Source organism: Arenibacter arenosicollis (genome assembly GCF_014397245.1).
Classification (GTDB): domain Bacteria; phylum Bacteroidota; class Bacteroidia; order Flavobacteriales; family Flavobacteriaceae; genus Arenibacter; species Arenibacter arenosicollis.
Genome location: NZ_JACLHY010000001.1, coordinates 12,849 through 27,690 on the forward strand (window position 1 = coordinate 12,849; position 14,842 = coordinate 27,690).

11 protein-coding genes are annotated in these 14,842 nt (G+C 38.4%); 1 reads left to right on the forward strand and 10 read right to left on the reverse strand.

Annotated features, from left to right (window positions below; all coding sequences use genetic code 11):
- Positions 1-47: 47 nt before the first annotated feature.
- From H4O18_RS00050 to H4O18_RS00075, 6 genes are all read right to left on the reverse strand, one after another.
- Positions 48-1,412 carry a TolC family protein gene (locus tag H4O18_RS00050; RefSeq protein ID WP_187581066.1) on the reverse strand — a complete coding sequence of 455 codons (1,365 nt, stop codon included), beginning with the start codon at positions 1,410-1,412 and terminating at the stop codon, positions 48-50.
- Positions 1,412-4,711 carry an efflux RND transporter permease subunit gene (locus tag H4O18_RS00055; protein WP_187581067.1) on the reverse strand — a complete coding sequence of 1,100 codons (3,300 nt, stop codon included), beginning with the start codon at positions 4,709-4,711 and terminating at the stop codon, positions 1,412-1,414. Before H4O18_RS00055 ends, H4O18_RS00050 begins: the two co-directional genes overlap by 1 nt.
- On the reverse strand, positions 4,711-5,847 hold the full coding sequence (locus H4O18_RS00060) for an efflux RND transporter periplasmic adaptor subunit (RefSeq protein ID WP_187581068.1): 1,137 nt from the start codon (positions 5,845-5,847) through the stop codon (positions 4,711-4,713). The genes H4O18_RS00055 and H4O18_RS00060 overlap by 1 nt, the downstream gene beginning before the upstream one ends.
- Positions 5,848-6,003: 156 nt before the next feature.
- Positions 6,004-6,903, reverse strand: a complete 900-nt coding sequence (locus tag H4O18_RS00065; RefSeq protein ID WP_246473881.1) for a leucine-rich repeat domain-containing protein — start codon at positions 6,901-6,903, stop codon at positions 6,004-6,006.
- Positions 6,904-6,916: 13 nt separating this feature from the next.
- Positions 6,917-7,795, reverse strand: a complete 879-nt coding sequence (locus H4O18_RS00070; protein WP_187581069.1) for a leucine-rich repeat domain-containing protein — start codon at positions 7,793-7,795, stop codon at positions 6,917-6,919.
- A gap of 156 nt (positions 7,796-7,951) precedes the next feature.
- A complete protein-coding gene (locus tag H4O18_RS00075) occupies positions 7,952-9,868 on the reverse strand; it encodes an ABC-F family ATP-binding cassette domain-containing protein (protein ID WP_187581070.1) in 1,917 nt (638 codons plus the stop codon).
- Positions 9,869-9,932: 64 nt separating this feature from the next.
- On the opposite strand from H4O18_RS00075, the gene H4O18_RS00080 reads away from it, so the two are divergent.
- The gene (locus H4O18_RS00080) at positions 9,933-10,322 is read left to right on the forward strand and encodes a DUF983 domain-containing protein (protein ID WP_187581071.1); all 390 of its coding nucleotides are present in this window, start codon (positions 9,933-9,935) and stop codon (positions 10,320-10,322) included.
- Here H4O18_RS00080 and H4O18_RS00085 read toward each other — a convergent pair.
- From H4O18_RS00085 to porL, 4 genes are all read right to left on the reverse strand, one after another.
- A complete protein-coding gene (locus H4O18_RS00085) occupies positions 10,312-11,367 on the reverse strand; it encodes an NAD(P)/FAD-dependent oxidoreductase (RefSeq protein ID WP_187581072.1) in 1,056 nt (351 codons plus the stop codon). The genes H4O18_RS00080 and H4O18_RS00085 overlap by 11 nt on opposite strands.
- A gap of 114 nt (positions 11,368-11,481) precedes the next feature.
- Positions 11,482-12,384 (reverse strand): type IX secretion system ring subunit PorN/GldN, encoded by a 903-nt coding sequence (gene porN / locus H4O18_RS00090; RefSeq protein WP_187581073.1) that lies wholly within the window; start codon positions 12,382-12,384, stop codon positions 11,482-11,484.
- Between the two features lie 99 nt (positions 12,385-12,483).
- Positions 12,484-14,052 carry a type IX secretion system motor protein PorM/GldM gene (gene porM / locus H4O18_RS00095; RefSeq protein WP_187581074.1) on the reverse strand — a complete coding sequence of 523 codons (1,569 nt, stop codon included), beginning with the start codon at positions 14,050-14,052 and terminating at the stop codon, positions 12,484-12,486.
- A gap of 58 nt (positions 14,053-14,110) precedes the next feature.
- The gene (gene porL, locus H4O18_RS00100) at positions 14,111-14,761 is read right to left on the reverse strand and encodes a type IX secretion system motor protein PorL/GldL (protein ID WP_187581075.1); all 651 of its coding nucleotides are present in this window, start codon (positions 14,759-14,761) and stop codon (positions 14,111-14,113) included.
- Positions 14,762-14,842 lie beyond the last annotated feature (81 nt).

Consider the following 14,842-nt stretch of genomic DNA (forward strand, 5'->3'; position numbering starts at 1 on the left):
TTGTAAAAAGCTAACTTTCACTCCATTGGACAAGAGATATAATACCTCTAGAATTCTACCGACAACAACTGCCCTGTTAATTGTAAGAGCTGTAATTCCGCCAACTTGGCATCGTATTTGGCCAAATTCTTATTGGTCTGTGCATTTAGCAGGTTTATTTGGGCCTGCCTAAATTCTATAGATGTTATTCTCCCCAATTGAAATTGCTCTTTGGAACGTTCAAAATTATTCTGATTGGTAACCACATTCTGTTCCTGAATTTTAAATATCTGCAACCTATTTTCATAGATTCCCAGGGCATTTAAAATATCCCGGTCTACCTCAAGGGTTACCTGTTCTTTGAATAGCTCTTGATTTTCATAGGCAATTCTGGCATTTTTTACCCTCACGGTAGTTCCGCCACCGTCAAATAAATTCCAGGTAAGATTGGCCCCCAATGCTAAATTTAAACTATTCCTATTGCTCCCAGGTATAATCTGGCCAGGGAGAAATGAAGTTGCTGCGCTTTGGTTTAAATTCCACCCATAGGCACCAGTTAAACCTAAGGTTGGCAAATAACCCGATCTATTCACTTTAACATCGTACTCGTTTATAGCCAAATTCCGCTCGGTCTGAAGTATGGCCACATTGTTTTCTTTAGATTGGGCAATATAATCCTCCAACTGTAATTTCGGAATAAAACTCACTAAGGTATCCACCACAAAGGTTTCATTAAGATTTTGATTGAGCACTACATTTAAATCCCGCTTGGTATTGGCCAAGTTCTGTTGAACGTTCATTAAACTTATGCTGTCGTTGGTTACATCTACCTGAGCATTAAGGATATCCAGTTTTGTATTTTGTCCATATTCAAAAGAATATTCAGTCCTTTTAATCCTGTCCTTGGAAATTTCCAGCGCTTGCCGCAACACATTCTCATTTTCGGTCAACCTAGCAATTTCGTAATACACACTAAACAACTGCAGAACGGTATTCTCTATTGTTTCCCTAGCTTGCAGCTCTGTCAACTGATACTGTTCTTTTAAACGTTTAAAATTATAGAGTCTGCCCATACCATCGAAGAGGGTATAGTTTAAACTAAGTCCTGCATTATACAATTGGGACTCTGCATTTTTAATTTCCAAATCCTGTCTAGGATCACCATTGGTTTCAAATTGTCCAGGGTACTCTGTAGTACTATTAAAATCGTTATAGGTGGCTCCGGCCGTCCCAGTAAGTCTCGGCAAATAACCGGAGTTCAAGATTCCTGCGTTATTGTCGGCAATGGCCAACTGATTCTTGGCTACCTTAATGCCAAAATTGTTTTCCAAGGCCAGTGACACTGCCACATCCTTGGACAATAATTTCTCTTGTGCACTTAAACCCCCACAAATACCGATTAGTAAGGCTGTAATTAAATATCTATATCCCATTATTTGTTGTCTTCCAATTCGTTAGATATTACAATTTCATCTTCTAAGGATGTTGTAATTTCAGGAGATTGACCATTCTGCTCATGTTTTTCAAAATTTTGCATATGACTTTCTTCCACTTGTTCCTTTATAGCCCTTTCCACCTCCTCTTTGGTCACTTTTTTGCCTGTGAGCAACCATTTGGAACCTACCTTCATTTTATTGCTAAATGCTAGGAACAGTGGCAACATCAACAAAGTCAGCACCGTTGCATAGCCAATTCCGTATGCAATGGATATAGCCATAGGCTTAAGGAATTGGGCCTGACGGCTTTTTTCCAATAACAATGGCGCCAAACCTGCAATAGTAGTAATGGAAGTTAAAAATATGGCCCTAAACCTTGATTTGCCAGCCTCATAAATAGCGTCGTCAAATTTCATTCCTTCCCTAAGATTGCCATTAAATTTCCCAATAAGCACTAAACCGTCGTTAACCATTATTCCAATAAGGGCTATTATTCCCAACATGGATAAAACGTTAATAGGAAAATCATGAATCCAATGGCCCCATGCTACAGCAGTAATACTGAAAGGCACTAAAATAATTAACATTAGGGGCTGACTAAAACTACGGAAGGTAAATGCAATGGTAATGTAGATCAACATCAAAACCGTAAGACCCACAAATTTTAAAGAACCAAACAGTTTAGCGGTTTCCCTGTTCTGCCCCTCGTACGATGCCGTAACCGTAGGGTATTTAGAATGGATATCCGGCATTATTACCGTCCTTATATCATTCATTATATCTGTGGCACTCGTGGTCTTGTCATCCTTTATATCTGCCGAAACCTGAATCTCCCGCTGCCCTTCCAAATGGTTAATGGCTACATCCCCCCGCTCAATGACATAGGTAGCAATTTCCTTTAAAGGCACCTTACTTCCGCTGGGAGTGGTAATCCTCATATCGTCAAGATCATTGATAGAAGAACGGTTGGCACGGTCATATCTGACCCACACACGTATTTCATCCTGTCCACGCTGAAATCGCTGAGCCTGAGCTCCAAAAAAACCAGCTCGTACCTGATTCATAACGCTTCTTAAGTCCAACCCCATTAAATAGGCGTTCTCCTTCAATTCTAAACGAATTTCTTTTATTCCTGCAGGATCATTATCAGCAACATCTTTTAAAAGGGCATTATTTTCCAATATAGCCTTTAGCTCTTTTTTTGCCGCTTTTAATTCTGCTATATTATTTCCCAGAAGGGAGACAGAAACAGGGCTACCTCCAAAATTACCCCCTGAACCATAAATAAGGCTTTCCACCCCAATTACCGGACCTACCAATTCCTGTAACCTATTGGTAATCAAATCCGATCGTATTGCGTCCGGCCTTTCTTCCCCAGGTAGGAGATTAATATCCAAGGAAGCCGTAGAAGACCCCGGCCCCACTTTCCTTATCATGTTTTCAAACAGTTGTTTGCCCGTACCCTTTAAATATTTCTCGGTAAGCTCTTGGTCAACAATTTTTGCCTTTTCCTCTATCAAGCTGATAATAGAATCGGTTACCCTTTCATTCGTCCCATTGGGCATTAGCAAATCTACGGACACCCTATCACTCGCCACCCTAGGAAAAAAAGCTGTTCTGATGATACCTCCACCAATGGAGCCGAAGCTCAAAAACAACAACATTACAAATATGGAAAACATCAACAATTTATAACGCAGGGAAAATCGCAATAAGGGACCATATAGCTTATCCCGCATCCAGACCATAAAACTATCGCCCCACTCGTTAATCACCCTTAATTTCGCAAAAATCTTTGCCAATCCTTTTTTGGGCTTATTGTCCAAGGGCTGAAGGGCCTTTGAATGGGCCAAGTGAGCCGGTAATATAATAAGGGCCTCTACCAAGGAAACCACCAGGGTAAGAATAACAATAACGGAGACCTCCCCAAAAAATTCACCGATCCTACTATCCAAGAACAGGAAAATAGAAAAAGCCAAAATCGTGGTAATGATAGCTGAGATTATCGGAGGCAACACCTCCATAACACCGTCAACCGCTGCCTGAATTGGGGGTTTGCCTTTTTCATAGTTCTGATAAATATTTTCGGCGATTACAATACCATCATCCACCAGGATTCCGATAACGATAATCATCCCAAAAAGCGACAAAACATTGATGGTTACATCAAAAAATCCGGCAAAAACGAACATTCCCAAAAAAGCTACCGGCAATCCGAATGCCACCCAAAATGCCAAACGTGTATTAAGAAAAAGGGAAAGGAAAATAAGGACCAGGATCATTCCCATTATAGCATTCTCCGTCAAAAGTTGAGTCCGTTGGTTCAACGTAACCGATTGATCGCTTACAACACTTAATTTTACATTGTTATGTTTCTGGTTGTATTCTTCAATATAGGCCTTGACCATTTCCGATGAGGTTAAAAGATCCTCCGTATTGGTACTGGTGATAGAAATATTAACAGCCAGATTCCCATTAAAAAAAGTGGTGTTGGGAGTTTCTGAAAACCGGTCCCGAATTTCGGCCACATCTTTTAAACGCACCGTTTTTCCTGACGAATTCGCCCTTACGACCAAATTGGACAACTCACTACCATAATAAGACCTATTGTTGGCCCTAATAAGAAATTCTTCTGCATCGGTCTTAATATTACCCCCAGTAACCAAAATATTTGCGTTGGATACAGCCTGAGCCACTTCGTCAAACGAAACATTATAGGCCAGAAGGCTATTTTCGTTCACGGCAATTTCTATTTCCTCCGCTGGGTACCCGGTAATATTGATTTGGGAAATACCCTCCATGGCCCTAATATCATTCTCAACCTGCCTGCCAATCTGTTTTAGGGCCGACAAACTAATATTTTCACCACTAATAGCAAAACTAATAGTCTGCCTTACAGTCTCCAGTTTTGATACCACCAATGGCTCCATGCCTGTTGGAAATGAAGGTACCCTATCTACCGCATTTTTAACTTCCAGGAGCATAAAATCTATATCCCTGCCCTTTTCGATTTCGACATTTATAATACCACTGTTTTCCCTAGAAGTGGAAGTAACCCTGTCTACCCCTTCCAATCCTTTTAAATTATCTTCTATCTTAAGGACAATGCCCTCTTCCACTTCTTGGGGAGAAGCACCTGGATAGGTAACATTTATAGTAATGTTTTTAGAGTCCGTTAGTGGAAAATATGAAGATTTTAATGATAGTGCCCCAACGATACCAAAAATAAGGAAAGCCACAATTATTACATTTACGGCTACGTGATACTTAATAAAATAGGCTATAATATTCCTCATTAGTCTTGATTGTTGGTTTCTTGGTCTTTAAATACTTTTACCAACATTCCGGAATAGGCTCCCATTACCGGTTTGGATAAAATTGTAAGTCCATCCGGTACATCTTTGAGCACTACCTTACTATTCGAAAAATAGACAGGATTAACTGGTATCAAATCCAATATGGAGTCTCTAACAACAAAAATTTGGTCGTTCTCCAACAACAAACTTCTGTTTACCTCAATAGCATCAACTTCTTCCCTTGCGGTAAGATTGGCCTCTAAGTACATCCCTTCCCTAAGGTCCGGATCCTTGACTTCTATAAATGCCGTTATGGTTTGGGAAGTTAAATCTACCCGTCCATTGATTCTAGCAACTTTTCCTTTGTAAGTTTTAGACTTGTCAATGCTTTTTAACTCCACCACTTCACCCACCTTGAGCAAATCGCTATAGGTTTTACTTATGGCTACTTCAAGTTCATAATCGCTGGTATTGATAAATTCTCCTAATTTTTGACCAGAACGAACCAGGGTCCCCTCTGTGACCAAGGCCTCTGTGAGAACTCCATTAAAAGGTGCCGCAATAGTATATTTGGCCAAACGTTGCTCCAAATTCTTGGTAGAATAGTAATTGGTCAAAATACCTCGGCCCGAAATAAAATATTTCTCCTTTTCGGTGGACATTTCAGGAAGAATGGGGACACTTTTATTTATATCAAAATTGGCCAGATATGTTTGCCACTTATTAAATACCTCCGGATAGTCCAACCGAAGGTCGGGCATTATGGAAGTTATTAAATTGTATAAATTACTTTTTGAAGATTGGACATTGGCATAATATTCTGCAGCATCAATTTGAATCAATATTTCTCCAGCTCTATATTCCTGCCCAGGTTTAAATAATTTATTACCAGGTTTAAACACCCCCTGAACCTCTGCATAGAGCTCCACTCTTCTTTTGGCCACAAGATTTCCGTTTGCCGGAACAACAATGGGTACATTACCATTTTTGACAGTTTCAACAATAACCGTTTTTACCACCTTTTGCGGTCGTGGTTTTGGAGTATACTTACTGTTGATAATATATTTTGCACCAAAAATGGAGCCTATTATGAGGAGGACCCCAACAATAGATAAAACAATTTTTCTAGAATTCATAAAAGGGCTGTAAGTTGGTTTGATTACAAAACTATCTATAAGTTTAAGGGACTTTTGTTAAATGTATCTTAAAGTTCCAAAACAACATTATTCCAAAAAAAAAGGGAATACAAATTGTATTCCCTTTAACCAAACCAACTTATTTTTAAGCATTTACTATTCTTCCATTTCGTCCTCAAACTTCGTATCCGCCATTCTTGTCTTATTGACATCAAAATCTTTATACTTGTTTTCTTTTTCTACCTTATCGTAGTCAAAAACTAGGAACTGACTTGAATTCATACTGTCCATGTTATCGAAGGAGAATATATTGTTGTTCTGAATTTGAAGAATCTGAAGACTGGACAATTGTCCAAACTCTTTTGGAATTTCCCCGCCAAGTTCGTTGTTGGCCAGAACCAATTCCTTCAATTGACCCAATTTCCCTAATTCTCCAGGAATAGAACCGTACAATTTATTCTCAAAAAGTCCTAAACTCTCCAAGTTTGAAAGTTCTCCCAAAGAATTTGGTATGCGCCCCGTTAGGTTGTTGCTAGACAAATTAAGTTCCTTTAAGGTCTGAATGTTTCCAAGACTTTCGGGAATTTTCCCGGACAGGAAATTATTAAAAGCCGACAGCTTCACCAGCGATTTCATATTTCCAATTTCAGAAGGTATTTCGCCTTCCAATCTATTCATTTCCAATTTTAGAACCTCTAATTTACTAAGCCCAGCAAGGCTTTTGGGTATCTCTCCACTAATGGTGTTGAAGGCAAGGTTTAGATGTACCAAGTGTTTTAAATCTCCTAAACTTTCAGGAAGACTTCCCACTAGGTTGTTCCTAAAAAGGTTAATTTCTACCACATGGCCATTTTGCACGGTTACACCATACCATGTGTTAACCGGGGCATTAACATCCCATGTAGTATTCCATTTTTCACCTTGCATATTTTTATAAAGCTCCAACAGCACATTTGTCTCGCTTTTTGGAACCATGGCATTGACCATACTAGTAAATACCATACAAAATATAAGCAGCGCCAGAAATCCGGCATTTTGCAATTTTCGTTGTAACATAACCATATTTTTTTTAATTAACTCCATCCTCAAAACGCGTTTCAGCGGTTCTAATATCCTTTTCGCTATTTAATTTATTTATATCAAAATCTCTAATCTTATTACCATCAAAATCAAAGAGTGCCAACCTATCTTTAGCGGCATCATTATTAAAATGATGTTTACCAAATTTGTTATTTTGAAGTTGTACCAATTCAAGATTAGGCAGGTTTAGGATATCTTCTGGAAAATCTCCCCTAAAATTATTTTCTGCCAAAACCAGCATTTTCAAGTGGGTAAGCTTATCCAGATTTTCTGGCACAATACCACTAAAATTGTTATCGGCCAACTCTAACCGCTCCAAATATTTTAATTTGCCAAATGTTAACGGAATAGTACCTATTAATTCGTTATGGGAAAGTAATACTACCTTTAGCTTTTTAATATCTCCCATACTAACAGGTAACTCTCCAGAAAGGCTGTTGTGAAAAAGGTCCAAAACCACAAGCTTTTCCAAATTTCCAATGTTTTCCGGAATTACGCCAGTAATTTTATTTTTGCCCAACCTTAGCACAACCAATTTTTCCAATTTTGTTATTCCTCCCGGAATATCCCCACCAATCCTATTTAAGGCTAGGTTCAAGACCTTTAAATTAGACAGATCGCCAATAGAATTAGGTAAGCTCCCCCTAAGATTGTTATTCATTAAATTAATAGAAACCACTTTGTTGTTCTCAATTTTTACACCCTCCCAAGAAGAAACAGGGGCCTTAAGGTCCCAACTCTTGGTCCAAGTATCACCATTGGCAGTGTTATAGAGGTCTATTAGAGCATTTTTTTCCTGATCAGAAACCTGTCCAGAAAGAAATTGCCCAACAACAACCATAAATAACATGAATATGCTTTTTCTCATATTTTCCACCTAAGGATTAAGAATTACCCTACAAAATAAGATTATTGTTCGACAAAGAACAAAACTATTCGATGAAAAACACAGGAAAGCCCTGTTTTTGTTGTGAAAGTGCCAAAAGTTGTGGTGAAAGAAATTTAACCCTTTAGATTATTTTTCCTACAAAGAGAATTCTTCCAGCTCCAAGGTAATATTTTCCCAAATTTTCATCAGATTTTCAAGGTTCTTTTTTTTCTTCTGATAAGTGTCGAAAAAATTGGATTTTGCAATGGTTGCATCATAATTCATAAGCAGATCATGGTCAATACTTGCTATTTCCTTTTCCAACTTGGATATGTCGCTCTCCGTTGAGCTGAGTCTGTTCTTAAGGGATTTTATCTTTTTTTGATCTTCAAAATCGACATGTCTGTCCTTGGATTTTTCTTTTTTTGGGACTACTGTCTGTTTCTTTTCTATTGCCCTAAAATCCTCGACTTTGCGCTGTTCCAAATAGAAATCGATATCCCCTAGATATTCTTTAATTTTACCATCTTTAAATTCATAGACCTTATTGGTAAGTCCTTGTAAAAAATCCCTGTCGTGACTCACCAAAATTAACGTTCCATCAAAATTCTGAAGAGCCTGTTTTAGCACGTTTTTAGATTTGATGTCCAAGTGGTTTGTAGGTTCATCCATCACCAACACATTAAAAGGCTGTAGGAGCATTTTAGCAAGGGCCAATCTGTTCCGCTCACCACCAGAAAGTACTTTTACATATTTATCTACCTCATCTCCCCTAAAGAGGAAAGACCCCAGGATATCCCTTACCTTACTCCTGTTCTTTTCATTGGCAGCGTCTATCATTGTATCTAAAATGGTCTTTTCCCCATCCAAATATTCCGCCTGATTTTGTGCAAAGTATCCTATCTGAACATTATGCCCCAGTTTTAAATGCCCTTTATGATCCAATTCCCCCACAATTATTTTGGCCAAAGTAGATTTTCCCTGTCCATTTTGCCCCACAAATGCAGTCTTGGAATCTCTTTCTATTAAAAGATCTATCCCTTGTAAAACGTGGTTATCACCATAACTTTTGCCCAAACCTTCAATTTCGGTTACCACCTTACCTGGAGTGACCGAAATTTGAAATCTCAAATTCATTACACTATTATCATCCTCATCCACCTCAATTCGCTCCATTTTATCGAGCTTCTTAATCAGGGACTGTGCCATGGAAGCCTTTGTGGACTTGGCCCTAAATTTTTCAATCAACCTTTCGGCTTGTTGTATTTCTTTATCCTGATTTTTTTGGGCATTTAACTGCTGTTCCTTTATTTCGTTCCTCAGCACCAAGTATTTGGAATAAGGCTTATTGTAGTCATAGATTCTTCCCAATGATATTTCAATGGTTCGGTTGGTAACATTGTCCAAAAACATTTTATCGTGGGATACAATCATTACACCCCCGGAATAATTTTTCAAAAAATTCTCCAACCAAATAATGGATTCTATATCCAAGTGGTTTGTAGGCTCATCCAACAATAACACATCATTACTCTGCAATAATAGCTTTGCCAACTCTATCCTCATCCGCCAACCTCCGGAAAAAGTTTCTGTTTTACGATCAAAATCCTCACGCTTAAAACCAAGGCCCAACAATACTTTTTCGGTTTCACCCTGATAGTTGTAGCCGCCCAATATTTCATAATGGTGGGTTACATCGTTCAAATCAATAATCAATTGATTGTACTCCACACTTTCATAATCTGTACGTTCCGCCAGCTGGTGATTAATATCGTCCAACCTAAGCTCCAAAGCCTTTATCTCTTCGAATGCCTGATGGGCTTCTTCCAACACGGTTCTTCCCAGTTCAAAATCGATATCCTGCCGTAGGAACCCCATTTTAATATCTTTATCAGAGGCTATAGTTCCCGAATCTATGGGCATATCCTTTGATAGAATTTTCAGCAGGGTAGATTTACCTGCCCCGTTTTTCCCAATAAGACCAACCCGGTCTCCTGAATTTAAACGGAAAGATATTTCTTCAAATAAGTATTCTCCTCCAAAGGAAACGGAGAGGTTATGGATATTAAGCATATTTGGTGACTAATGTTACACTGATTACATCTACAAAATGTACTTTTGTAGAAACTTTTTGCAAATGTTAAAAAAAGGAAACAAACTCTACAGTATTTTAACAGGAACTTGTCCTAAATGTCACGAAGAGAGTATGTATGAGGATAAAAATTCATATCATATTGGAAATATCTTTAAAATGAACGAACGTTGTTCGCATTGTGGCACAAAATATAAAATAGAACCCTCTTTTTTTTATGGCGCCATGTATGTTAGTTATGGCGTAGGTGTAGCTTTTGCAGTGGCCACCTTCATAATTGCGTTTGTAATGTTCAAAGCTTCGTTGATAAATTCTTTTATTGCCATAATTGCTACAATGATAATCTTTATGCCCTTTATTATTCGCGTTTCTCGAAATATCTGGATTAATTTCTTTGTAAAATACGACCCCAAGGCCGCAAAGGTTAATTCTTAAAATGTTTTTTGGTAAAACGGGATAGGTCCATTTCAGGTTTCAAAGCCTCATTATTTTCTATGAAATTGAAAAGCTGCTTGGAAGCTGTTGGGGCGATCATGACCCCGCGGGACCCCAAACCGTTAAGTAAAAACATATTTTTATGCTCAGGATGTCTGCCTACGAGTGGCTTCCTATCACTTACCGTCGGCCTTATTCCCGCTACGTGGTCTATGACCTCATAATTACATTTTAAAAAGGTGTCCAACTTTTGCAGAAGTTCCTGTTTGCATTCTTCGGTTGGAGTATTGGTTTTATCCTTCCATTTATAGGTAGCGCCCACCCTATACAGATCATTGCCTAAAGGAATAATGAATACGGAAGATTTTATAACCCGCTCTTCTTTTAAGGCTGGCGCCTTAATGGTCAACAATTCACCTTTGGTACCGTTGAGTGGCAAATAATTGAAATACGGATTGGTTTTTAAACCAAATCCCGTGGCGAATACTATCTTGTTAACTTTTAATCCACGGTATTCCATATAGCCATCATGTAGCTTAAGGGCTTCGAAATCAAAAGATTCCTGAAGTATTAAATTTTGTTCTGTAAGATATCGCTTATAATGGGATACCAATACGGAGGTATCTATCCTACCAGTATGCAACACTTCCCCGTAGCCATTAGGGGCATCAATGTTCGGATTATCATTAGGTAGTATTTTTGGAGTTATAAAACGACTTAAATTAGGCTTGTCTGAAGCTTCAAACCAAAGGTTCTGTTCATTTATACTTGAAAAACGCCTAAGGATAGGAATTTTATAATCCAATTGAATATTTAATTTTTTTTCCAATGCCTTATAAAAGGGAATCGCCAGATCTAATTGCTCATGGGCGTTCCAGGCCAATGTAAATCTTTTAAGGGTAACCGGATTGTACAACCCGCCCGCCACCACGGAGGAGGTTTGGGAACTATCAGTAATGACTTTAAACGACTTCTTATTAGTTTCCAATACTTCACAAAAGGAAATGCCGGCCAAGCCCAGGCCCACAATTAAATAGTCTACCATTGTGTAAAAGTAGAGAAGGAATTTTAAAACTTCAGTAAAATCGTGCAAAAAGAAAAGCGCCACATCATATGATGTGGCGCTCTGCTTTATATGTGAATTGGAATTTTATTAAGGCTAGTATGCCCACATATCTTGCTCTCTATCGCGGATAACCTCTTTAATTCGTTTGGATTCCAATAATTGGAACAAGGCATTATCGGCTATATAATCTTTAACCTCTCGATCCCCATGCACGTTATCCTCTTTATAGATAGTTGCATTGAATCTTCTGGCATTCAACAACATATCAAAGGAAATAGGCTGTGCAGAATTTCGTTGGTTAAACACTTTGGCCTCATGTAATATTTGTCTTGCACTTGGGTACCATACCCAGAACAACGGAACTTTTGCTTCTGCCAAATCCATAGACTCATCATCTATAAAGTTAACATCCGGAGCTACGGGAGCAATACCCAACAATCGGTATTTTAACTCTCCCTGTCTTTTGTCGAAATACCAGATTCCTTTAACAAGGTACTCCTCCAAATCGGCAGCGGTAAGGTTCCTGCGATTAATATATTCAGGGGAAATTGGTTCTCCTGCATTATACTGCTCGTAACCATAGTCTGTAGTATCCACCTTCTGCAAAGTAGCAGCCAAATCACTGAACTTTCTTTTCTCGGTAAAATAGGAATCCACGTAAACATCTTCCAGTCTACCATTTTTAATATTTTTTATCAAAACATCGTATAGGGACCTTCTATCTGGACCTATATCAATGGTATCCAAAGGATAATACAGTGGAAAATTAACACGCTCATCCAAGTCGATGACTTCCCAAACGGTCTTGGACCAGAGTATATCCCTATCGTCCACATAAGCATAGGGCAAAGGAGCATCGTTATCTTTCTCGATCTGCGCCTGTGTCTTCTTACCTATCTCTTCCGGTAATTTGGCATTTAAAATATTTGCCTGGGCGGAAATAGACAATGGTAAAAGAACCACTACTCCAATTAATAAAACATTTTTCAAATTCATCAGTTTAAATTTATTGTTTTTAATCTTCAGTCCCGTTATCAGCAGACTGGTGAATTAACCATGGCAAACATTTACCATGGTCCCTTCACAACATTTTTACTAGTTTGTTATCTCCACAACAACAGGAGATACTTTTTTAAGCTTATAGCCTTTATTATTTGTGATATAGGCTTCGATATCAAATATCTGAACGGCATCTCCACGGCTTGCTCTTTTAAGGGCAGACTTAGCTCTAGCGTCCAATTTGTTACCGTTTACATCTACAGTTGGCTGTCCTGGAACTTTAAATTTAAATCCGCTAACCGCAAGGTTAAGATCAAAATCAAAATCTTCCAACAACGCACCTATAGTAGAAATCTCTAGGTTGTTTTTTCCCATTTTAGCACTTCCGGATTCTCCTCTTACAGAACCTGAAGGTCTTGGAATATCCTTAATTCTGAACTCAGAAGAAGTTTTGATCATTTGACCATCAGGCAACTTACCTGAGGCGGTGATGGAAACAGTTCTTCCTGTACCAGGATTCATAGCATATTTACTTCCACTTTGCTTACTAAGTCCAGGGGCAGATGCAGAAACATTGTTATCAGGAATACCAGGAATGGATATGGTGATAGGGTTGGAAACCCCACGGTATACCACATTCATTTTATCGGCTGAAATCACAGCAGCATTAGGCTTTGTAATAGTTGCAAATGTTGAGGATACCGGCACTTCTGTACGCTCCCCATCCTGCATAAATACTAAATTACCCGCTATTTTATGATCTCCAGCGCTTCCTGCACTAACAGTTAATCTAACTTTACCATCTTCGATCACATAATCAGTACCTTCGTTCAACTTTCTTCCGTCTAGGGTCAAGTTAACTTCATTAGGTTTTGTTGTGGCATCTTTACGACCCAATACAATATTACCGGCAAACTTTTCACCTGCATAAAAAGCAGATTTTTCTTGCTCCAATAAGGTAGTATAATTGGTCATGGAAACCTCACTGCTCAACTGACCTTGAAGCATAGCTTTTAATGCATCTTCTTCGGTAGCTTTTATATCCGCTTGAAGCGAAGTGATTTTAGTCAATGATGCTACTAAAGGATAGCCTTCAAAGTTGTAGTTCAACCAATCTTGTTTGGAACCATCCCTTTTTTCAACTTTACCGTTTTCATCACCAGTCTCGAACCTACTTTTTACAGAAGACTTTACAGACTCCAATTCTTTAGGCATAACCGCAGTAATTTGTGTGCGATAATTTACCAAGCGATCCAAGAATTCTTGTCCATCAGCTCCAAGTTTGTCTCCTTGGAAAAAACGTTGATCTAAATAATCTGTCTTGTCCATTACTTGATAATCTTTTGGGTCCTTAACATCGACCATCATCTCCTTTTTCAAGTTTTCCAAGTACTGGTAATACTCCAGGGACAATTCCTTTATTTTCTTGGCATCTTCCAAAAGAGGACCAAATTTCTCAGCATTTTCCGATGCTTTAGTTTCAAGACCACTTAGGAAAGCCGTATTGTTTTCCGTGGTTTTTATGTTAGAAGCTTCTAACTTTTCGTTCATAAGACCGAAAGCCGATAGAACTTCTTTTCCCATATTTAAGGCCAGCATCGCGATGAAGATCAAGTACATTAGGTTGATCATCTTCTGACGTGGTGTTGCTTTTCCTCCTGCCATTTTTCTAATTAGTTTTAATTATTAATCGATTTGGGTTTGGTTATTGAATTATAACTAATTAGTTTCTATTCATTGCAGATAACATACCACCGTATACTCCATTCAAAGAAGAAAGGTTGGTTGCCAAAGATTCCATTTGATCTTTTAAGGCACTTGAATTCTGTACCACTTCCTCGTTGATAGACGCTTGTCTGCTTGCGCTTTCCAACTGAACTTTATAAAGACTGTTCAAAGATTCCATTTGAGAGGCAGCTTGTACCATTTCATCAGAATACTTTTTAGTAGACTCCATTGCATCAACTGTTGGAGCAATTCCCTTGGCAGCTCCTTCAAAGTTTCTAATGCTAGATCCAAGACTTTCCATAAGACTGGCATCTACACCAGCTTCTTTTAACAAATCATCCAATTTTTTGGATAAAGATGCTTCTGCTTCCTTCATTTCAGCATTGGAATTTGATTTTCCTGAAGCCGCTCCTCCACTTAATTCTGGATACACCAATGACCAATCGTATTCGTCATCTACTGGTTCAAATGCACTAATAGCAAAAATTAATGCTTCGGTAATAAGTCCGATTGCCAATAACAGTCCTCCCGTAAGTGGGCCAAATTGCCAGTGAAGGATCTTAAATAATGCTCCTATAATTACTACAGATGCACCAAGGCCGTAGGCCATGTTAAATAATTTCTTAGTTGATTTTGACTGTGCCATAATTTTAAATTTAATTAAGTAATGTTAATAATAAGTATTTGGTTTAACGTTTGATTTAATATAAAGGTCTTCTTTATTTTA